At 46.6% G+C, this 21697-nt stretch carries 21 protein-coding genes and 1 pseudogene; 14 read left to right on the top strand and 8 right to left on the bottom strand.

The window, feature by feature from the left end:
- Window positions 1–160: 160 nt before the first annotated feature.
- The 4 genes from yclN to DIC78_RS08030 are packed head-to-tail and all read left to right on the top strand — an operon-like array spanning window position 161 to window position 3778.
- Complete coding sequence (gene yclN / locus DIC78_RS08045) at window positions 161–1111, top strand: petrobactin ABC transporter permease YclN (RefSeq protein WP_010333025.1); 951 nt, start codon at window positions 161–163, stop codon at window positions 1109–1111.
- Window positions 1104–2051, top strand: a complete 948-nt coding sequence (gene yclO / locus DIC78_RS08040) for a petrobactin ABC transporter permease YclO (protein ID WP_127695982.1) — start codon at window positions 1104–1106, stop codon at window positions 2049–2051. Before yclN ends, yclO begins: the two co-directional genes overlap by 8 nt.
- The gene (yclP, locus tag DIC78_RS08035; protein WP_106021019.1) at window positions 2045–2803 is read left to right on the top strand and encodes a petrobactin ABC transporter ATP-binding protein YclP; all 759 of its coding nucleotides are present in this window, start codon (window positions 2045–2047) and stop codon (window positions 2801–2803) included. Before yclO ends, yclP begins: the two co-directional genes overlap by 7 nt.
- Before the next feature lie 21 nt (window positions 2804–2824).
- Window positions 2825–3778, top strand: a complete 954-nt coding sequence (locus tag DIC78_RS08030) for a siderophore ABC transporter substrate-binding protein (protein ID WP_127695980.1) — start codon at window positions 2825–2827, stop codon at window positions 3776–3778.
- 48 nt (window positions 3779–3826) lie between these two features.
- Here DIC78_RS08030 and DIC78_RS08025 read toward each other — a convergent pair whose 3' ends face one another.
- The 4 genes from DIC78_RS08025 to DIC78_RS08010 all read right to left on the bottom strand — a co-directional run bounded on the left by DIC78_RS08025 (window position 3827) and on the right by DIC78_RS08010 (window position 7358).
- Window positions 3827–5245, bottom strand: a complete 1419-nt coding sequence (locus DIC78_RS08025; protein ID WP_095714088.1) for an MDR family MFS transporter — start codon at window positions 5243–5245, stop codon at window positions 3827–3829.
- 18 nt (window positions 5246–5263) lie between these two features.
- On the bottom strand, window positions 5264–6142 hold the full coding sequence (locus DIC78_RS08020; protein ID WP_127695978.1) for a TetR/AcrR family transcriptional regulator: 879 nt from the start codon (window positions 6140–6142) through the stop codon (window positions 5264–5266).
- 162 nt (window positions 6143–6304) lie between these two features.
- A complete protein-coding gene (locus tag DIC78_RS08015) occupies window positions 6305–7054 on the bottom strand; it encodes an NADPH-dependent oxidoreductase (protein WP_010333031.1) in 750 nt (249 codons plus the stop codon).
- A 16-nt stretch (window positions 7055–7070) separates the two neighbouring features.
- Window positions 7071–7358 carry a putative quinol monooxygenase gene (locus DIC78_RS08010; protein WP_044161872.1) on the bottom strand — a complete coding sequence of 96 codons (288 nt, stop codon included), beginning with the start codon at window positions 7356–7358 and terminating at the stop codon, window positions 7071–7073.
- 140 nt (window positions 7359–7498) lie between these two features.
- On the opposite strand from DIC78_RS08010, the gene DIC78_RS08005 reads away from it, so the two are divergent.
- A complete protein-coding gene (locus tag DIC78_RS08005; protein WP_024120224.1) occupies window positions 7499–7813 on the top strand; it encodes an ArsR/SmtB family transcription factor in 315 nt (104 codons plus the stop codon).
- 1 nt (window position 7814) lies between these two features.
- Here DIC78_RS08005 and gabR read toward each other — a convergent pair.
- Window positions 7815–9255: pseudogene (gene gabR, locus DIC78_RS08000) on the bottom strand (MocR-like transcriptional regulator GabR).
- 105 nt (window positions 9256–9360) lie between these two features.
- Between gabR and gabT the strand changes: the two are divergent.
- The 4 genes from gabT to gdh all read left to right on the top strand — a co-directional run bounded on the left by gabT (window position 9361) and on the right by gdh (window position 13926).
- Window positions 9361–10674 (top strand): 4-aminobutyrate--2-oxoglutarate transaminase, encoded by a 1314-nt coding sequence (gene gabT, locus DIC78_RS07995; RefSeq protein ID WP_106021014.1) that lies wholly within the window; start codon window positions 9361–9363, stop codon window positions 10672–10674.
- 70 nt (window positions 10675–10744) lie between these two features.
- Window positions 10745–12133 carry a succinate-semialdehyde dehydrogenase gene (gene gabD, locus DIC78_RS07990; RefSeq protein WP_127695974.1) on the top strand — a complete coding sequence of 463 codons (1389 nt, stop codon included), beginning with the start codon at window positions 10745–10747 and terminating at the stop codon, window positions 12131–12133.
- Window positions 12134–12258: 125 nt separating this feature from the next.
- A complete protein-coding gene (gene glcU, locus DIC78_RS07985) occupies window positions 12259–13122 on the top strand; it encodes a glucose uptake protein GlcU (RefSeq protein WP_024120228.1) in 864 nt (287 codons plus the stop codon).
- An 18-nt stretch (window positions 13123–13140) separates the two neighbouring features.
- On the top strand, window positions 13141–13926 hold the full coding sequence (gdh, locus tag DIC78_RS07980) for a glucose 1-dehydrogenase (RefSeq protein WP_044161863.1): 786 nt from the start codon (window positions 13141–13143) through the stop codon (window positions 13924–13926).
- A 43-nt stretch (window positions 13927–13969) separates the two neighbouring features.
- Here the strand turns inward: gdh and DIC78_RS07975 are convergent, their stop codons facing one another.
- The 3 genes from DIC78_RS07975 to DIC78_RS07965 are packed head-to-tail and all read right to left on the bottom strand — an operon-like array spanning window position 13970 to window position 16836.
- Window positions 13970–14590 (bottom strand): YcnI family copper-binding membrane protein, encoded by a 621-nt coding sequence (locus DIC78_RS07975; protein ID WP_127695972.1) that lies wholly within the window; start codon window positions 14588–14590, stop codon window positions 13970–13972.
- Window positions 14591–14603: 13 nt separating this feature from the next.
- Entirely contained in the window at window positions 14604–16229 is a 1626-nt protein-coding gene (locus DIC78_RS07970; protein WP_127695970.1) for a copper transporter YcnJ, read from the bottom strand.
- 34 nt (window positions 16230–16263) lie between these two features.
- On the bottom strand, window positions 16264–16836 hold the full coding sequence (locus DIC78_RS07965) for a copper uptake transcriptional regulator CutR (RefSeq protein ID WP_106022292.1): 573 nt from the start codon (window positions 16834–16836) through the stop codon (window positions 16264–16266).
- 162 nt (window positions 16837–16998) lie between these two features.
- On the opposite strand from DIC78_RS07965, the gene DIC78_RS07960 reads away from it, so the two are divergent.
- From DIC78_RS07960 to DIC78_RS07940, 5 genes are all read left to right on the top strand, one after another.
- Window positions 16999–17352 carry a hypothetical protein gene (locus DIC78_RS07960; RefSeq protein WP_106022293.1) on the top strand — a complete coding sequence of 118 codons (354 nt, stop codon included), beginning with the start codon at window positions 16999–17001 and terminating at the stop codon, window positions 17350–17352.
- Window positions 17353–17519: 167 nt separating this feature from the next.
- On the top strand, window positions 17520–18953 hold the full coding sequence (locus DIC78_RS07955; RefSeq protein WP_127695968.1) for a PTS mannitol transporter subunit IIBC: 1434 nt from the start codon (window positions 17520–17522) through the stop codon (window positions 18951–18953).
- A 24-nt stretch (window positions 18954–18977) separates the two neighbouring features.
- A complete protein-coding gene (locus DIC78_RS21780) occupies window positions 18978–19409 on the top strand; it encodes a PTS mannitol transporter subunit IIA (protein WP_059291950.1) in 432 nt (143 codons plus the stop codon).
- 1 nt (window position 19410) lies between these two features.
- Window positions 19411–20532 (top strand): mannitol-1-phosphate 5-dehydrogenase, encoded by a 1122-nt coding sequence (locus tag DIC78_RS07945; RefSeq protein ID WP_127695966.1) that lies wholly within the window; start codon window positions 19411–19413, stop codon window positions 20530–20532.
- Between the two features lie 88 nt (window positions 20533–20620).
- Window positions 20621–21676: a tartrate dehydrogenase gene (locus tag DIC78_RS07940; RefSeq protein ID WP_127695964.1), complete on the top strand. Its 1056-nt coding sequence runs from the start codon at window positions 20621–20623 to the stop codon at window positions 21674–21676.
- Window positions 21677–21697 lie beyond the last annotated feature (21 nt).

Below are 21697 nucleotides of genomic sequence, written 5' to 3'. Positions count from 1 at the left end.
TAGATAACGAAGTTAATATTTTTAAAGAATATTGACTAACACTAGAAAAATGGTAATATGTAAATGATAATGATAATCAATTACTATATGGCCATATCGTTTTGAGTCCTTGCGGAGTAGGAGATACGTTCTTTTTGCTGTGAGGATGTAAGGAGGCAGCATGAAGCTACGTTACTTATTTTTTCTACTTATCATATTAGCAGTCACTTCTGTATTTATCGGCGTAGAAGATCTGTCGCCGCTTGATCTCTTTGATTTAAGCAAAGAAGAGGCGTCAACGCTCTTTGCCAGCCGTTTGCCGCGGCTGATCAGTATTCTAATCGCGGGCATGAGCATGAGCATCTGCGGGCTGATTATGCAGCAGATCACCAGAAACAAATTCGTGTCACCGACAACGGCCGGCACGATGGACTGGGCGAGGCTGGGAATCTTAATATCCTTGCTTCTGTTTACATCGGCAAGTCCTTTAATGAAAATGCTGATTGCTTTTGTCTTTGCTTTAGTCGGCAATTTTCTGTTTATGAAAATTCTTGAAAGAATCAAGTTTAACGACACCATCTTTATTCCGCTAGTCGGTTTAATGCTCGGGAATATCGTCAGCTCAATCGCGACGTTTATCGCGTATAAATATGACCTGATCCAGAACGTGTCATCATGGCTTCAGGGGGATTTCTCCTTAGTTGTGAAAGGGAGATACGAGCTTCTCTATCTGAGTATTCCGCTTGTCATCATTGCCTATGTTTATGCGGATAAATTTACAGTGGCGGGTATGGGAGAAAGCTTTTCTGTCAACCTCGGCCTCAAGTATAAACGGGTTGTGAACATCGGGCTCATTATCGTATCCCTGATTACGTCACTTGTTATTTTGACTGTCGGTATGCTTCCGTTTCTCGGTTTAATCATCCCGAACATTGTATCGATCTACAGAGGAGACAACCTGAAAAACAGCCTGCCGCACACTGCGCTGCTGGGAGCGGTTTTTGTTCTGTTTTGCGATATATTGGGCAGAGTCATTATCTTCCCATATGAAATCTCGATTGGTCTGATGGTCGGAATCATCGGCAGCGGCATTTTCCTGTTTATGCTGTTAAGGAGAAAAGCGTATGCGTAACCAGATGAAAATTGCGTTGCTCGTTGGTATAGCCGTTGTATGTATCGGTTTGTTTCTGTTTTATGACTTAGGCAATTGGGATTACACACTGCCGAGAAGAATCAAAAAAGTCGCTGCCATTATGCTGACAGGCGGAGCGATTGCGTTTTCGACGATGATCTTCCAAACCATCTCGAATAACCGCATCCTGACGCCCAGCATTTTAGGCCTTGATTCTCTCTATATGCTGATTCAGACCGTCATCATCTTTTTGTTCGGTTCTATGAATATCGTAATCATGAATAAAAACATCAACTTCATCATCTCTGTTTTGCTGATGGTGCTGTTTTCTTTTGTTCTCTATCAGATCATGTTCAAAGGTGAGGGGAAAAATATCTTCTTTCTTCTGCTCATCGGAATCGTGTTCGGCACGCTGTTCAGCAGTCTGTCTTCCTTTATGCAGATGCTGATTGATCCGAATGAGTTTCAGGTTGTGCAGGACAAAATGTTTGCCAGCTTTAACAACATCAACACTGATTTGTTATGGCTCGCCTTCATCATCTTCCTGCTGACCGGTATCTATGTCTGGCGTTTCACGAAATTTTTTGACGTGCTGTCACTCGGCCGTGAACACGCCGTCAATTTGGGCATTAACTACGACAAAGTTGTCAAACAGATGCTGATCGTGATCGCGATCCTTGTTTCTGTTTCTACAGCGCTTGTCGGCCCGATTATGTTCTTGGGGCTTCTCGTCGTCAACCTGGCGAGAGAATTTCTGAAAACATATCAGCATTCGTACTTAATCGCAGGTTCTGTTTTAATCAGCATTATTGCGTTAGTCGGGGGACAGTTTGTGGTTGAGAAAGTATTCACCTTCTCAACGACGCTGAGCGTTATTATTAATTTTGCCGGCGGGATTTATTTTATCTACTTGCTGTTAAAGGAGAATAAATCATGGTAGAGGTCAAAAATGTAAGCAAACAATATGGAGGGAAAGTTGTCCTTGAAGAGACGTCAGTCACGATTCAAAAAGGCAAAATCACCTCGTTTATCGGTCCTAACGGCGCCGGCAAAAGTACGCTGCTGTCTATTATGAGCCGCCTGATCAAAAAGGATTCCGGTGAGATTTTCATAGACGGAGAAGAGATCGGAACCTGCGACAGCAAAGAGCTTGCCAAAAAAATGAGTATTTTAAAGCAGGCGAACCAAATCAATATCAGACTGACCATCAAAGACCTTGTCAGCTTCGGCAGATTCCCCTATTCACAGGGCCGGCTGACAGAGGAAGACTGGGTTCATATCAACCAGGCGCTCAGTTATATGAAGCTGGAGGAGATTCAGGATAAGTACTTGGATCAGCTGAGCGGGGGACAGTGCCAAAGGGCTTTTATCGCAATGGTCATTGCCCAGGACACGGATTACATTTTTCTGGATGAGCCGCTGAACAACCTGGATATGAAACATTCAGTTGAAATTATGAAGCTTCTGAAGAGGCTGGTAGAGGAGCTTGGAAAAACAATCGTGATCGTAATTCACGATATCAACTTTGCTTCCGTCTACTCCGATCATATCGTTGCTTTGAAAAACGGCCGAATCGTAAAAGAGGGGCCGCCGAAGGAGATGATTGAAACCTCTGTGCTCGAAGAAATCTACGATATGACCATCCCGATTCAGACGATTGATAACCAAAGAATAGGTGTTTATTTTTCTTAATATACAGAAGAGGTGAAGAGCATGAAAAAGTTTGCAATTCTATTCATCGCATTGGTGACGGCTGTTGTCATTTCCGCTTGCGGAAACCAAAGCTCAAGCAGCAAAGGTTCTGACACGAAGAAAGAACAAATGACGGTGAAACACCAGCTGGACAAAAACGGCACAAAAGTGACAAAGAACCCTAAAAAAGTCGTTGTATTTGATTTAGGAAGCTTAGATACATTAGATAAATTAGGTCTTGATGATAAAGTAGCGGGCCTGCCGAAACAAGCCCTTCCTAAATATCTGTCCAAATTCAAAGATGACAAATATGCTGATGTCGGAAGCTTAAAAGAGCCAGACTTTGAAAAAGTAGCGGATTTAGACCCTGACCTGATCATTATCTCTGGCAGACAATCTGAGTCCTACAAAGAATTCTCTAATATTGCACCGACCATTTACCTTGGCGTAGATACAGCGAACTACATGGAATCATTTAAATCAGATGCACAAACAATCGGTAAAATCTTTGATAAAGAAGATGAAGTAAAAGACGAGCTCGCAACAATTGATAACTCAATTGCGGATCTTAAGAAAACAGCTGAAAAGAAAAACAAAAACGGCCTTGTGATGATGGCGAACGACGGAAAAATCAGCGCGTTCGGATCTAAATCAAGATACGGCCTGATCCATGACGTATTCGGGGTGACACCGGCTGATAAAAATATTAAAGCGTCTACTCACGGACAAAGCGTTTCATATGAGTACATTTCAAAAACAAACCCTGATTACCTGTTTGTTATTGACCGCGGTACAGCAATCGGAGAAACATCATCTACAAAACAAGTCGTTGAAAATGACTATGTGAAAAACGTAAACGCCGTGAAAAATAATCATGTCGTTTACCTTGATTCAGCTACTTGGTACTTATCAGGAGGCGGACTTGAGTCAATGACGCAAATGATTAAAGAAGTGAAAGACGGGTTAGAGAAGTAAAACCAAAAAGAGCCTCCGCTCTCAAAGCGGGGCTCTTTTTTTATAGGATCAGCGTGCCGGCTGCTGTTCGGCAGGGCGCTGAGGTTTCTTTAATGTAAAGGATAGAAGTAAGCCGGCAAGCGCGATGCAGGCTGCCACGATAAAAGCGGCGTTCATGCCGTGCAGAGCGGCGTGTTTTACATTTGTGGTTCCTGCATGTGCCGCCTGGTTGCTCATCACGGATACCAGGAGAGCAGTTCCGATGGAGCCGCCGACTTGGCGAACCGTATTGTTCATCGCTGTTCCGTGCGGAATCAGGTGGCGCGGCAGCGCATTGATTCCGGCTGTTGTCACAGGCATCATAATCATCGCTGTCCCTAAGAGACGAACGGTATATAAAACGACAATCCAAGCCAGTGACGTATGGTCAGTCAGCTGCATAAACGGAAGTGATGTCAGGAAGATGATACAGAAACCTGCAATCGCCAGGCCTCTTCCGCCGACACGGTCAAAAATTCTTCCGATAATCGGTGACATGAAGCCCATTACAATGGCTCCCGGAAGAAGCATAAGCCCTGTATCAAAGGCTGTGACGTCTCTGACGTTTTGTGTATACAGCGGCAGAATTGTTTCTGTACCAATTAATAATGCAAAGACAAGGGTTCCCAGCAGGGTTGTTAAGCTGAAGATACCAAACGTAAATACGCGGAATTCCAGCATCGGTTTTTCAAGCTTCATCTGTCTTGTAATAAATAAGAGCAGCGCGATCACGCCCACTAGCAGTGAAATCAGAACCGTTGAGCTGGTCCATCCGTAAGAGCCGACGCTTGAGAAGCCATAGAGCAGCCCGCCAAATCCAAGTGTCGACAGGATAACTGATAAAATATCAATCTGTGTTTTTCTTAATGTCGTCACGTTTTTCATAAGAATGATAGCGAGAAGCAAATCGATCACGGCAAACGGAAGAATGATATAAAACAATGATCTCCATGAGAAAGCTTCTACTGCCCATCCTGAAAGAGTCGGTCCGATCGCAGGCGCGAAGGAGATGACCAATCCGACCATACCCATAGCCTGGCCGCGCTTTTCAATCGGAAAGATCGTTAAAAATACTGTCTGCATGAGCGGCATCATAATGCCGGCTCCGGCTGCCTGAATGATACGGGCCGCCAGCAGAACCGGAAAGTTCGGGGCAAACGTGCCGACGATTGTTCCGGCAGTGAAAATACTCATCGCCGTAATGAGAAGCGTACGGCTCGTGAATTTTTCAATTAAAAACGCAGTAATCGGAATTAAAATACCGTTCGTTAACATAAATGAAGTCGTCAGCCATTGGGCTTGGTTTGCATCTATATGAAAATCCCTCATGATATGGGGGAGAGCGGTAATTAACAGTGTCTGGTTCAAAATGGCGACAAACGCCCCGGCTAACAAAATGCCGACAATGACAGAACGGTTAAACGGTTTTTTTTCAATACTTGTGTCCAATAAGATCCCTTCTTTTCTTTAAGTAATTAGCAGTGTTTTTAACATAGAAATTTGCTGTGTTAAAACACCGGTTTGTTCCAGATAGCCAATCAGTGATTTCAGTAAAAAGGCGCGGGGCTCTTCCTTTTTTGCTTCCTCTTCCAGCATGGCTGCAGCGGATGTCAGCTCATCGATATCATAATCCGCGGCGGGCAGGGAAGAGATGCCTTTATGTAATTCTTTCAGGCTTTCTGATAACAGGAGTGATTTATCCTTTGGCTGGTAGGAGGACGCCGATTGGATATAAAGCTCGATGGTCTCAGGCGGAATCAGGGACTGCCGTGTTTCTCTGTTTTTGACAATCTGATTGAGGGTGCTGATGATAAACGCTGCGATCGGGTCAAGCTCAAGCGGTTTTTCCTCTATTTTGATCAGCATTAAAAACTCACGCATCATGCCGTGAAGAATGATCACTAAATCCCATACAAACGGGAGAATGGTTTCTCCATACGCCTGGATCAGCGAATCGCGGTGCCAGCAGATAATCGTTGATCTGGTCTGATGGATATGCTGTTTTACACGGTCATTGTGCAGCTTGGGGTTTCCGTAGGTCAGCATATTAAAAAACTGCTGATTCCGCCTGAATCCTTCCAGCTCCATTTTGACCTTTTGAATCAAACGCTCCTCCGGTGTCAGTGCGGTATTTTCCTGCAGTCTTGATGCCGCGGCCACCATTTGCTTCTGGTTAAACGTCAGCAGCTCCAAAAGCAAATCTTCCTTCGACTGAAACAGCTTATATATCGAAGCTTTTGATATCTTACATTCTTCTGCGATTGCCTGCATGGAAACCGACGTAAAATCCTTTTCAGAAAAAAGCTTCCGCGCGGCTAACAAGATTTCTGTTTTTTTATCAAGCATCTCATGGCTTCCTTCTTTCTTGAACAATAGAAAACCCATTGGTTCACAGAAAACCAATGAGTAACATTGATAAAATTTTACCAAATAAACAAAATGAAAGTCAATGGATTTTATCCGGACAAATAAAAAGGCCTGCCGGAATTCCGACAGGCCGGGTGAGGCTTATTTTTCAACTTTAAACCCTTGTTTTTCGAGCATTTCACGAATATGCGGATAGTACAGGCGCTCATAGTATGAGGCGATGCCTTGTGACCAGTTTCGTGTTTCTTTTCCGTTGGTCCGGTTTTTCATGTATTCGGCCATTTGTTCATCATATGACTGAATGTGTGATGTCAGCTCGTCCTGCTGCAAATACGTTTCTTTATGATAAACCGCTGCCTTTGGAAGACGAGGTTTTTTCGCTGAACGATCAGCAGGATGGCCGATGACAAGACCTGATACAGGGAACACGTATTTCGGAAGCTGAAGCAGCTCGATCAATTCATTTGGGTTTCCCCGAACCGCGCCGATCGGAACAGTGCCAAGACCGAGTGATTCAGCTGCCGCTGTCGCCGTGCCAAGTGCGATGCCGGCATCTACAGCGCCGACAAGAACGGATTCTAGCCCGTTTGTGATTTCCATGTTGAAGTCATGCAGATCTTCAAGCGCAATTTTTGCCCGGTTGAAGTCTGCGCAGAAAAGCAAGAAAACTGGAGCTTGGTCAATCCAAGGCTGTCCGCCCGCCAGTTCGGAGATTTTCTTTTTCCGCTCTTTATCCTGAATCGCGATGACAGTCACTTGCTGCCCGTTGATAGAAGTAGGGGCTGATTGCACCGCTTGTATAATGTGGTCTAGCTGCTCTTCTGACACCGGCTCGTCCGTATAGCTGCGGATGGAGCGGTGATCTGTTAATGATTTGATTACTTCGTTCATGTGAGACATCCTTTCCTTACTCGCTGAGCTCTGTGCGTACAACATCAAGAGGAGCGCTCAGCAGTTCTTTGGCATTTGCTACAAATGCTTGGAAATGCGCAGTGTCATTGTGTGATTTCATCGCCGCTTCATCTTTCCATTGTTCAAGCATCACGAATGTATTTTCTTCGCCTACTTTTTCAAAAAGGTCGTATTGGGCGTTGCCTTCCTCGGCTCTTGAATGTTGAACGAGCGATTGTGCCTCGCTCAAGAATTCTTCGCGTTTTTCGGGTTTTACTTTCATATAAGCTTGTAATACGATCATGTAAATCTCCTCCATTTGTCTTTAAAATTTATTGTTCGAATTTGATCGAACTAAATGTACCATGTAATCAAAATCAGGTAAAGGAAAAACCCTCAAATAGTAAAATTGTCATTCTAATTGTTGTGTGATACATTTGTGTCATGAACATTCCAAACCATCCAGAAACAGAAACATTGCAGCTGACAAAGGTTCTTCACGCACTGAGTGATCCGCTACGTTTAGAGCTGGTGAAGCAATTGGCCGAAGCAAAAGAGAAAACGTGCAGCACCTGTGCTGATGTACAGGTTGCAAAGTCGACCTTGTCCCACCATTTTAAAGTATTAAGAGAATCGGGCATCGCTCAAGTACGCATAGAAGGAAAGCGCCGTTATTATTCGCTTCGCACAGAAGATCTTGAAAGGGCATTTCCGGGCCTGCTTGAAGCAGTGCTGAACGTGGACCAGGAGCGCTGGTAAATCAATCCCCTGAACAGGGGATTTTTTTATGTTCCATAAACAGCGCGGCGAAGTCTTTGCACACCTTCCTGAATGTCCTCTTCCCTCAGCCGTGCAAAGCCGATAATAAGCGCGGGTTTGTCCGGCTGCGGACGGCTTTCTTTTAAGCGAAACCGGCTCATCCCGAAGATTTCAAGCTGTTGGGCGGCGGCATGCGCGAGGATCTCTTGTTCTGTGCGGCAGGTGTAAAATTCAGTGACGAAATGCAGTCCCGCATTTGCCCCTTTTACTGTAATCTCCCCTCCAAACTCTGATTCTAATGCGCGGATGAGGCGTTCTCTCTTTTCTTTATAATGCTGCTTCATTTTTTTTATATGCTTCTGATATTCTCCGGACTCGATAAATTCCTGCAGGGCGAGCTGGGTGAGCGACGAGCATGTCTGCAGGTCATAGCCCCGCTTTTTGTATACCCGTAACAGCTTCGGCGGCAGCACCATGTAGCTGACCCGCAATCCGGGGAGAAGTGATTTTGAAAATGTGCCCATATAGATGATGTTTTGAAAGCGGTCAAGGCTTTGGAGCGCCGGGATACTGTCTACATCATATTTAAATTCGCTGTCATAATCATCCTCAATAATATAGCGGCTCGGCTGCTCCGCTGCCCAGTTCAGCAGCTGAATTCTCCGGGACACAGGCATAATTGTCCCGGCCGGGAATTGATGCGAAGGGGTAGTGATTAATACATCAGGCTTCTGTCTGATGATTTCAGAAATGGATATCCCTTTTTCATCAAGCATAATCGTCTTCACCTGTTTTCCGGCATGTTGCAAAAGCTGGTACATTCGCCTGTAGCCAGGCTCCTCCATCGCATACACCGCGTCCTGAGGCAAAAGCTCAGTCAGCAGCTGCATCAGCACCTGGGTGCCCGCCCCGATGACGATTTGTTCCGGCCGGCATTTCACACCCCGCGTCAGAGAGATGAGCCTTGTAATGGCGGCTCTTACCTCATATATGCCTTGCGGATGAGACATGTCGCCGAGCGTGCGGTGTGAGCGGGCAGCCGCTTTTTGCTCACAGCGAAACCAGCTTTTCATTGGAAAATGATCTGTATCGGCACTCATATGTGAAAAAGATATCCAATCGCTTTGATCGATATGAACCTCTTTCAGATCATCCGGCAGTGAAGATGAGGGCTGTTCCTCAGAGGGAAATGTGTCCAGCTGTTCGACGAAAAAACCCTTTCTTTCTTCAGCGTACAAATACCCTTCGGCGAGCAGCTGCTGATAGGCTGAATTCACAGAGTTTACGCTGACCTTCAGCTTTTCAGCCAGCTCTCGTTTGGAGGGAACCTTCGAGTGGGGCAGCAGATTATGGCTGAGGATTTCGTTTTTCAGCTTTTGATAAATCTGCTGATAGATATAATCTGCTTTTTCTGAGCGATCGAGAGTGATTGTGATGTCCATTGCGGTGTCTCCTTCTGGTACCATCAAAAAGTTATAATTGGTACTTTTCATCATACCAAAAAGAAGTCAGAATGGTAAGAAAATAATGACAGTGGGGGGATTCACATGAGTCAAACAACGGCATCAACTTTCACTACAGCAGAGTGGCAGCAAAAACGGGACCAATTTGTCTCAAAAGGTGTGAGCAACGGAAACCGCAGCCTGGCGGTAAAAGGAGAGGGAGCAGAGCTGTATGATTTGGACGGCCGGAGATTTATTGATTTTGCGGGTGCTATTGGAACTTTAAACGTCGGACACTCGCATCCGAAGGTGGTAGAAGCTGTGAAGCGGCAGGCGGAGGAGCTGATCCATCCGGGCTTTAACGTCATGATGTATCCGTCTTATATTGAATTAGCTGAAAAGCTTTGCGGCATTGCGCCTGGCACTCATGAGAAAAAAGCGATTTTCCTCAATTCCGGAGCGGAAGCGGTGGAAAACGCTGTGAAAATCGCCAGAAAGTATACCAAGCGCCAAGGCGTTGTCTCGTTTACACGCGGGTTCCACGGACGCACGAATATGACAATGAGCATGACAAGCAAGGTAAAGCCGTACAAATTCGGTTTCGGCCCATTTGCATCAGAAGTATACCAGGCGCCGTTTCCGTATTATTATCAGAAGCCTGCCGGACTGAGTGATGATGCATATGACGATATGGTCATTCAAGCGTTCAATGACTTCTTTATCGCAGCAGTTGCTCCTGAAACGGTAGCGTGTGTTGTGATGGAGCCGGTGCAGGGAGAAGGCGGATTCATTATTCCTTCTAAACGGTTTGTGCAGCACGTCGCTTCCTTCTGTAAAGAACACGGCATCGTCTTTGTAGCCGATGAAATTCAAACCGGATTTGCCAGAACGGGCACTTATTTCGCGATCGAGCACTTTGATGTCGTGCCAGACCTGATCACGGTTTCGAAATCTCTTGCGGCTGGGCTGCCGTTAAGCGGTGTGATCGGACGCGCGGAAATGCTTGATGCGGCGGCGCCCGGAGAGCTCGGCGGCACGTATGCGGGAAGTCCGCTTGGGTGCGCGGCGGCATTGGCTGTTTTGGACATTATTGAAGAAGAAGGCCTGAATGAACGTTCTGAGGAAATCGGCAGGATCATTGAAGAAAAAGCGCTTGAATGGAAAACAGAATACCCGTTTATCGGTGACATCCGCAGACTTGGGGCGATGGCAGCAATCGAGATCGTCAAAGACCCTGAAACACGTGAACCTGATAAAGCGAAAGCGGCAGCCATCGCAGCGTACGCGAATCAAAACGGATTGCTGCTGCTGACAGCCGGAATCAACGGCAATATCATCCGCTTCCTGACGCCGCTGGTTATTTCAGATGACCTTCTGAATGAAGGGCTCCACATTGTGGAAGCAGGTCTGCGAGCTTAATCATTGGAAAGACCGCACACGGGTCTGCTATCATTTTAAGTAAATCCAAGAATAGAAAGGAATGTTCAATATGCCAGATCAATTAACGGTCTACAACCCGGCTACAGGCGAGGCGATCAAAACGATTCCTCAGCAATCAGCCAAGGAAGTAGAAGAAGCCATTGAACGTTCACATCAAGCGTTTAAATCATGGTCTAAAACATCAGCGAACGAAAGAGCGTCTCTTTTGAAAAAGTGGTATGAGCTAATCGTTGAACATAAAGAAGAACTTGCAGATTTAATTACGAAGGAAAACGGAAAACCGTACCAGGAAGCTGTCGGAGAGGTGCTGTACGGCGCCGGTTATATCGAATGGTTCGCAGAGGAAGCGAAGCGTGTATACGGAAGAACCGTTCCGGCTCCGACAACCGGAAAACGAATTGTCGTGACGCGCCAGGCAGTCGGCCCAGTTGCCGCGATTACGCCTTGGAATTTCCCAAATGCGATGATTACACGTAAAGCGGCGCCTGCTCTTGCTGCCGGCTGTACGTTTATTATCAAGCCGGCGCCTGATACACCGCTGTCAGCCTATGAACTTGCACGCCTCGCATACGAAGCAGGTATTCCAAAAGACGTGCTTCAGGTTGTCATCGGTGATGGCGAGGAGATCGGAAACGTTTTTACAAGCAGTCCGAAAATCCGCAAAATCACCTTTACAGGATCAACACCTGTAGGGAAAATCCTGATGAAAAACAGCGCCGATACTGTGAAACACGTATCCATGGAGCTCGGCGGACATGCCCCGCTGATTGTGGATGAAGATGCAAACATTGATCTTGCTGTTGAACAGGCAATGGTGTCTAAATACCGAAACGCGGGTCAGACTTGCGTATGCGCCAACCGGCTCATCGTCCATGAATCCATCAAAGATGAATTTGCTGCGAAACTGAGCGAGCAAGTATCGAAGCTGAAGGTAGGAAACGGACTTGAGGAAGGCGTAGACGTCGGTCCGATTATCAACAAAAGGGGCTTTGAAAAAATCGTCAGCCAAATTGATGATGCGGTTGAAAAAGGAGCGAAGGTTGTCGCTGGGGGCACTTATGAACGAAACGATGATAAAGGCTGCTACTTTGTCAATCCGACAGTGCTCGCTGACGTCGATACGTCCATGAATATCATGCACGAGGAAACATTTGGCCCTGTTGCGCCAATCGTCACTTTTACAGATATTGATGAAGCAATTGAGCTCGCCAACGATACACCGTACGGCTTGGCTGCTTATTTCTTCACAGAAAATTACCGCCGCGGCATATATATTTCCGAGAACCTTGATTACGGAATTATCGGCTGGAATGACGGAGGACCGTCCGCGGTTCAAGCTCCTTTCGGCGGAATGAAAGAAAGCGGAATCGGCCGTGAAGGCGGTTCAGAAGGTATCGAACCATACCTTGAAACAAAATATATGTCCATCGGTTTATAAACGAAACGATATGCTCCTGAAGAGCTGCCGGAAGATCCGGCAGCTCTTTTTTTGTTTCAGCGAATAAACACATCAATTCCAGCCAAAATAACAGCAAATACATTTTGAAAGAAGGTTCCCCAACAATGGATTTATTTTTGGCTCTTCTCCCGGCTTTGTTTTGGGGGAGCATTGTTCTCTTCAATGTTAAATTAGGCGGCGGGCCGTATAGCCAAACACTGGGAACGACGATCGGGGCGTTAATTGTTTCTATCGTTATTTATTTGTTTGTCCAACCCGTCTTGTCCATGCGCATTTTTATCGTTGGAATTATATCCGGCTTATTTTGGTCACTTGGGCAGAGCAACCAGCTCAAAAGCATTCAGTTAATGGGTGTGTCCAAAACGATGCCGATATCCACAGGGATGCAGCTTGTTTCTACCTCACTGTTCGGCGTCATTGTTTTCCGAGAGTGGTCAACACCGATTTCGATTACACTTGGAGTCCTCGCTCTTATCTTTATTATTGTCGGTATCGTTCTCACGTCATTAGAAGATAAGAAAGACAAAAAAGATGGAGAGCCGAGCAACTTAAAAAAGGGCATTTTAATCCTTCTGGTCTCGACATTGGGTTATTTGATTTATGTCGTTGTCGCAAGATTATTTAATGTATCTGGATGGTCCGCCCTGTTGCCGCAGGCGATCGGGATGGTCATTGGAGGGGTCATTTTAACCTATAAGCACAAGCCCTTCAATAAGTATGCCATCCGAAATATTCTCCCGGGCTTAATCTGGGCAGGGGGAAATATGTTTTTGTTTATTTCTCAGCCGAAAGTCGGCGTTGCCACAAGCTTTTCTCTCTCTCAAATGGGAATTGTCATCTCGACGCTTGGCGGTATTTTCATCCTGCGTGAAAAGAAATCAAAACGCCAGCTGATTGCGATTGCGATCGGGATTGCACTGATTATTGCGGCTGCCGTATTTTTAGGAATCGCCAAAACGAATTCATAACAGTTAAGGAGGATGAATATGTATCCGGATTTAAAAGGAAAAGTCGTCGCTATCACAGGAGCTGCTTCAGGATTAGGAAAGGCAATGGCCATTCGCTTCGGCAAGGAGCAGGCGAAAGTGGTCATCAACTATTACAGTAATAAACAGGATCCAAACGAGGTAAAAGAAGAGGTCATCAAGGCGGGCGGTGAAGCCATTGTCGTCCAAGGAGACGTAACGAAAGAGGAAGATGTGAAAAACATCGTTCAAACAGCGATTAAAGAGTTCGGCACACTCGATATTATGATTAATAATGCCGGTCTTGAAAATCCCGTGCCGTCTCATGAAATGCCGCTCAAGGATTGGGAAAAAGTCATCAGCACGAACTTAACGGGCGCCTTTTTAGGAAGCCGTGAAGCGATTAAATATTTTGTTGAAAACGATATAAAAGGAAATGTCATTAATATGTCGAGCGTACATGAAGTGATTCCGTGGCCATTATTTGTTCACTATGCGGCAAGTAAAGGCGGAATCAAGCTGATGACGGAAACATTGGCGCTGGAATATGCGCCGAAAGGCATTCGTGTCAACAATATCGGGCCAGGCGCGATCAACACGCCAATCAATGCTGAAAAATTTGCTGATCCTAAGCAGAGAGCAGATGTAGAAAGCATGATTCCGATGGGATATATCGGTGAACCGGAGGAAATTGCGGCAGTGGCAGCCTGGCTTGCTTCGAAGGAAGCCAGCTACGTCACAGGCATTACGTTATTCGCGGACGGCGGTATGACACAATACCCTTCCTTCCAGGCAGGACGCGGATAAATCAAAAAAAAGCGACCCAGAACTCATCTGGATCGCTTTTTCTTTAGTCGCGCTTTTTCTTTACTAGAGCTGCAACAGATAAAATAATGGCTGCCGCAGACAGCACAATCGCTGTGATATCAAGAGCCGATGAACCTGAGTCTGCAGAAGCAGAATCATCTTTCGTTTGAGTGGCGCCGTGCTCGTCTGTTACTTCTTTGGATGTAGTGATTTTTGTAATGGCATGAGGCGTATCCGCATCTTCATCGCCTGTCCATTCAACAATGCTGCCGTCTTTGTAATATTGATAGGCATCCCAAGCGGCTTCCTCCGCTTTATCAGGGTTTTTGGCAACAAAGGTAAACTGCTGGAATTGGCCTTCCTGAATGCCTCTGTCAGTGGCTTCCCACGTCACGGACACTGATTTGTCGTCGTGTTTGGCAGTAGACACCTTCCAGCCCGGAACCGGTTCGTATTGCTGGAACTCAACATTCTTTGGCATTTTTAAAACAACCTTTGTTGTCGGCTGATTTTTTTCGGAAGGAACCTTCATTGTGTAGGTCTCCCATGAGCCTGCGGCGGATTCAGCCGGTTTTACTGACACGTGCGCGCTGGCAGGCGCCGTAAAGAATAAAAGAGAGCCGATAACAGCTGGACATAGTGTGAATGCGATTTTTTTCAACAACTCAAACACTCCTTTAATTTGTCTTTGTAAACATGATATTGATTTCGTTAAAGTCGCCGGTCAGTCCGTGGACTTTGATCTTCCAGTTTCCCTTTTCATTAATGGACAGGTTTTCAGTCTGGAAGATGCCATCTGTTTTTTCCTTCAATTGAAACGTGCTTTTGTTTTTGCTGCCTGACAGTCCCGTTTTATAAACGGTCAAGGTGATTTGCTGAATGTTTTTTACTGGGTCTCTGTTATGATCGGTAACCCTGAGTTCAAACTCGTTTTTGCCGGGCTGGTTCGGGCTGATGCTGAGAGAAACATTTTGCCCGTTTTCAATCGCTTTCGTTTGATAAAACGGTTCGGGTGCGGGCTCAGGCGGACTTGGCAGACTTGTAAATACGGCAGCTGTGATCAGGACAGCGATGCCGATTGCCCATTCCGCTTTTAGCGTGCGGGTGATTTTGGACCCCTGCCGTTTTCTGGTGAGCAGAAAATGAATACCGCCCAGAATCAGCATCAAAACAAACAGTCCGCTTTTGACTAACAAGGCTTGGCCATACGCCGTATGGAACAGTGAATCCATTGACCGAATGATGAAAAATCCATTGAGCAAGCCCGAGAACAAAATGACACCGACTGCTGTGAGCGCCCATGGAGAGAACCGTTTCACCGTCTCCCAAGCAAGCGTTTTGTCCGGCTGTCTCCACTCCTGTGACAGCAGTAAAACGATGGCCGCTATTCCGCCGATCCAGATGGAGGCGGCCGATAAATGAAGGAAATCCATCAGGATACCGACTGTCTTTTCTTCAACAACAGCGGCATGTCCGGTAAACGCTTTGGCAAGCAGGAGACCGAAAAAGAAAATGAGCGGCGCCGTCCAATATGCGAAGGACGCAAAACGCTTTTTGCGTAACACTGGGATGGCAGACAGGACAAGCAGTACATACAGCACGGCCTGAATCATCCAAATTGTGCCTCCCGCGGTTTCAAACAGCGTCTCCTTCATGTACCCCGGCTGAAAGGCATTGCCCCAGCCGCCGCCTGCATTCGCTTTTGTCTGTATCGGAAGCTGAAGCAGGAGCGCCAGCCCCAGCACAGTGACTGAGATGACAAGCAAACGCTTCGTCCGTTTGGCGAGTTTTTTTCCGTCCCCTTTATACCAGAAGAGATGGAAGAAAACGGTCCCGATAAACAGAGAAAAGGCTGTATACAGAATGGCGCGGTCTGCTGCTGTTCCCGGATTCAGGGCTGAGCCTGATGTTTTCTGGCTGCTGAACCCTCCATCCGCTTTTCCGATGCTGAACGGGATGACGCCGGAAACAGGGTGCCCGTCTGCCGAAACGGCATTCCATTCCGCTCTGTACACGTCATGAGGCAGATTCTTTTTCAGCTTCACGGTCATGATGTGATTGTTGTCTTTTTTGATCTCTGTTTTGTCCGTATCCACCCGGTCGCCGTCTGAATTATAGACTTTAATGTAGTGAAAGCCCTCTTCAACCGGTTCATTAAATTCAATGTCCACCTGTGCGGGAGCGCTTTTTAATTCACTGTTTTCTCCGGGTGAAGATTTGACAATATAGGCGTGAGCAAAGCTTGTTTTCGGCAGGAAAACAAGAAAAAGCAGAAGTATGATCCACCATCTGTTTCGTTGCATTACTCAGACACCACCTTCCGCTAATTATGTTGTGTTATTTCTTGGTGCAGGTGCAGCGCTTTTTTCTGTCCCTCAGCATGTCTTCCAGCGCTTGATCGAAGGTGCGGACGGCTCCGCCAAAGCCTTTTTGAAAACGTTCAGCATGGTCAAGAGTCGCAAACGGTATGGCCTGCGGCTGGCAGCAGTGCAGATTTAATTCAGCGTTTACAACAAAATAAGCCGAAGAGGCACTGACCGTAGTTTGTAACAGAAAGTCTTTGCAAATCAAATGAGAAACCTCTTCCGTTTTATCTGCATACCGCAAAAACGCGCAATGTGCGCAGCACAGCTGTTCAATGTCTTGTGTCATCGTGATCAGCTGGACCGAATAAGCCTGATTGGCCGGCTTTAGGCAATAGCTGCACATGTGATCAGCCTGAGGCGCACGGACTGGGAGCGTGATGCCGCCGGCCGTTTTTATCACCTGGTTTGATTGGACAAGCTGATTCACATCTCTGTATACTGTCATTTCTGACACACCGAACCGCTGACTGATATCAGAAATTCTGAGCGCGCCTTCTTTTTTCAGCCACTCAAGTATGTGCTGCTGTCTATTAATCGGAAGCATTCATACATCCCCTTCATTAAGATCTTCTTAAGCGTAGAGGATTTCAAAGACCGAGACAAGTATGCTGATGATAAAAAATGTGAAAATGTGTTGAACAGTAACAAAACGAAACAGAAGGGTCTCTGGTATAATGGACATATGAATGGAGAGTGAAAATACCATATGAAAGAAACAGTATGCCCGAACTGCGGCAAACCTTTGACAGGCGACATGGTCAGATCGTCAAATGTCCCGTGCCAATTTCGCTGCGGACACTGCCGGGAACGGCTTTACGAATATAAAGTATCAGCTCCGATTATGATTGTGTCTTTGGCACTCATCGTGCTGCTTATTTATCTTTTGATGCTCCTTCGCAATGCGGCAGGCTCAATGATTCCGGCCGTTCAGCATGTGCCGATGGCAGTTTTTGCGCTTGTGTGCGCCTATCCTGTATTTATTGTGAGTGAACGGATGATCGCGAAGCATGTGATTCAAAACGGCAAGATTATTTATAGAGGAAAGAGAAAAGGCTCCTAAAACAGGAGCCTTTTTATTTTTAAAAAATTGTCACACCCATGTGCCAAAGTCCTCTTTACTTTCAATTGTGCACACACTGTAAGCGTTTTAATATAGAGTCAAAGGGAAGCATCATTCTCTGACATTATCATTCTTTTAGCGACAAACAAAACAGGGAGGGTTTATATATGCAGCAAGAACACCAGCAAGGCGGCATGAAAGTGAAAGTTCAGCGCTTTGGCAGTTATTTGAGCGGAATGATCATGCCGAATATCGGCGCGTTTATCGCGTGGGGTATCATTACCGCTTTGTTTATTCCGGCGGGATGGTTTCCGAATGAGCAGCTGAATACGCTGGTCAGCCCGATGATTACGTATTTACTGCCGCTTTTGATAGCGTATACAGGCGGAAAAATGATTTACGACCACCGCGGCGGAGTCGTCGGTGCGACGGCGGCAATCGGGGTAATTGTCGGGTCGGATATTCCGATGTTTCTAGGCGCGATGATAATGGGGCCGCTGGGCGGATATCTCATTAAGCAAACTGATAAATTATTCAAGGACAAAGTAAAACAAGGCTTTGAGATGCTGATTAACAACTTTACGGCAGGAATTGTCGGCGCGGCTTTAACGATTCTCGCGTTTTATGCGATCGGCCCAGTCGTTCTGACGTTAAATAAATTACTGGCAGCCGGTGTAGAGGTCATTGTACACGCTAACTTACTGCCTGTTGCAAGCGTTTTCGTGGAACCGGCGAAGGTCTTGTTCCTAAATAACGCGATCAACCACGGTATCTTAAGCCCGATTGGAATCGAGCAGGCAGCCAATACCGGAAAGTCAATTCTGTTTTTAGTAGAAGCAAACCCTGGACCGGGGCTCGGCATTTTGCTCGCGTATATGTTCTTTGGAAAAGGATCTTCAAAATCAACGGCTCCTGGAGCGGCAATCATTCATTTCTTCGGGGGGATTCACGAAATTTACTTCCCGTACATTTTAATGAAGCCGGCATTGATTCTGGCAGCGATTGCAGGCGGAGCAAGCGGACTCCTAACGTTCTCTATCTTTAATGCCGGTCTAGTTGCAGCATCGTCACCAGGCAGCATTATCGCATTGATGGCCATGACGCCAAGAGGCGGATACTTCGGCGTGCTGGCAGGCGTATTGGTCGCTGCAGCCGTTTCGTTTATCGTGTCAGCTGTGATCCTGAAGTCTTCGAAAGCAAGCGAAGAAGATCTCGCAGCGGCAACAGAAAAAATGCAGTCCATGAAGGGGAAGAAAAGCCAAGCTGCCGCTGCTTTAGAGGCAGAACAAGCAAAAGCTGAGGAAGCGTCTGAGCTGTCTCCTGAAAGCGTCAATAACATTATTTTCGCATGTGACGCCGGAATGGGCTCAAGCGCGATGGGGGCCTCGATTTTAAGAAACAAAGTCAAAAAAGCAGACCTGGATATCAGTGTGACCAACACGGCGATTAACAATCTGCCGAGCGATGCGGATATTGTCATTACCCACAAAGACTTAACAGATCGAGCAAAGGCAAAGCTGCCAAATGCGACGCACATATCAGTGGAGAACTTCTTAAACAGTCCGAAATATGACGAGCTTATTGAAAAGCTAAAAAAGTAATCTCATAGAAAGAGAGTGATACTCATGCAAGTACTCGCAAAAGAAAACATCAAACTCAATCAAACGGTTGCAACAAAAGAAGAAGCGATCAGATTGGCGGGCCAAACGCTGATTGACAACGGCTACGTGACAGACGATTATATTGAAAAAATGTTTGAACGGGAAGAAACATCTTCTACCTTTATGGGGAATTTTATTGCCATCCCCCACGGCACAGAAGATGCCAAAAGCGAAGTGCTTCACTCAGGGATTTCAATCATTCAAATTCCTGGCGGAGTAGAGTATGGAGAAGGAAACACAGCCAAAGTCGTATTCGGCATTGCCGGAAAAAATAACGAGCATTTAGACATTTTGTCTAACATCGCCATCATCTGCTCAGAAGAAGAAAACATTGAACGCCTGATTTCTGCGAAAAGCGAAGAAGATTTGATCGCGATTTTTAACGAGGTGAACTAGCATGATTGCCTTACATTTCGGTGCGGGTAATATCGGGAGGGGCTTTATCGGTACGCTGCTTCACCACTCCGGCTATGAAGTGGTGTTTGCGGATGTAAATGACACGATGGTCGGCCTCCTTAATGAAAAACGGGCATACACTGTTGAACTCGCAGAAGAAGGGCGTTCATCAGAGGTGATCGGCCCGGTCAGCGCCATCAACAGCGGCAGCCAGCCGGAGGAGCTGTATCGGCTGATCAATGAGGCGGCGCTCATCACGACGGCTGTCGGCCCGAATGTATTAAAGCTGATTGCCCCGTCTATCGCAGAAGGCTTAAGACGAAGAAGCTCTGCCGACACACTGAATATCATTGCCTGTGAAAATATGATTGGCGGAAGCAGCTTCTTAAAAAAAGAAGTATACAGCCACTTAACAGAGGCGGAGCAGGAGGCTATCGACAACACTGTCGGATTCCCAAATTCCGCGGTTGACCGGATCGTGCCGATTCAGCATCATGAAGATCCGCTCAAAGTGTCGGTTGAGCCGTTCTTTGAATGGGTCATCGACGAATCAGGCTTTATAGGGGAAACACCGGCAATAAAAGGGGCGCTGTTTGTTGATGATTTAACGCCGTACATCGAACGAAAGCTGTTTACCGTTAATACCGGGCATGCTGTAACGGCCTATGTCGGCTATCAGCGCGGATTAAAAACGATAAAAGAAGCGATCGATCATCCGGAAATCCGCCGTGTTGTTCACTCGGCGCTGCTTGAAACCGGTGATTATCTCATTAAAACGTATGGATTTAAGCAATCAGAACACGAGCAATATATTAAAAAAATCATCGGCCGCTTTGAAAATGAATTCATCACCGACGATGTGACCCGTGTGGCGAGATCGCCGCTCAGAAAGCTTGGAGAAAATGACAGGCTTGTAGGTCCGGCGAAGAAAATCAAAGAGCCGAATGCGCTGGCAGAAGGCATTGCTGCGGCGCTGCGATTCGACTTTGCCGGTGATCCGGAAGCGGTCGAGCTGCAAGCGCTGATCGCGGAAAAAGGATACAGCGGAGTGCTTCACGAGGTGTGCGGTATTCCGTCTCATGAACCGCTGCATGCCATCGTTTTAAAAAAACTGAATCAATAACCGGACCCGTGACTATACGTCACGGGCTTTTTTTACCATCTCGCAATCTAGTATAATAGAAAACGCTTACGATAACAGGGGGAGGAGAATGACGATGAAACAATTCGAGATTGCGGCAATACCGGGAGACGGAGTAGGAAAAGAGGTTGTGACTGCTGCTGAGAAAGTGCTTCATACAGCAGCTGAGGTTCACGGAGGTTTGTCATTCTCATTTACGTCATTTCCATGGAGCTGTGACTATTATATGGAGCACGGCGAAATGATGCCTGAGAACGGAATACATACGCTCACTCAATTTGAAGCGGTTTTCTTGGGGGCGGTCGGAAATCAGAAACTGGTTCCAGACCATATTTCTTTATGGGGGCTGCTGCTGAAGATCCGGAGAGAGCTTGAGCTTTCCATTAATATGAGACCAGCCAAACAAATGGCCGGCATCACGTCGCCGCTGCGGCATCCGAACGATTTTGATCTAGTGGTGATTCGCGAGAACAGTGAAGGTGAATACAGTGAAATCGGCGGACGCATTCACAGGGGTGACGATGAAATCGCCATCCAGAATGCCGTGTTTACGAGAAAAGCGACAGAACGTGTCATGCGTTTTGCCTTCGAATTGGCGAAAAAACGGCGCGGTCATGTGACAAGCGCAACAAAGTCCAACGGAATTTATCACGCGATGCCGTTTTGGGATGAAGTCTTTCAGCAGACTGCGGCTGATTATAGCGGAATCGAAACGTCATCCCAGCATATTGATGCGTTGGCCGCTACGCGTCCGGAAACGTTTGATGTCATTGTGGCGAGCAACCTGTTCGGTGATATTTTAACCGACATCAGCTCGAGCCTGATGGGAAGCATTGGCATTGCGCCGTCTGCGAACATTAACCCGTCTGGCAAGTACCCATCCATGTTCGAACCGGTTCATGGCTCAGCTCCGGATATTGCCGGCAAAGGCCTTGCCAACCCAATCGGCCAGATTTGGACAGCCAAGCTGATGCTTGACCATTTCGGAGAGGAAGAACTGGGGGCAAAGATCCTCAATGTGATGGAACGAGTCACGGCTGACGGCATTAAAACACGCGACATTGGCGGACAAAGCACGACGGAAGAGGTCACTGACGAAATTTGTGTGCGTTTAAGAAACTTATAAACATGCAGGCCGGGACGAATG

This window comes from Bacillus halotolerans, assembly GCF_004006435.1.
GTDB lineage: Bacteria > Bacillota > Bacilli > Bacillales > Bacillaceae > Bacillus > Bacillus halotolerans.
This window is presented reverse-complemented; position numbering and strand designations above follow the sequence as displayed.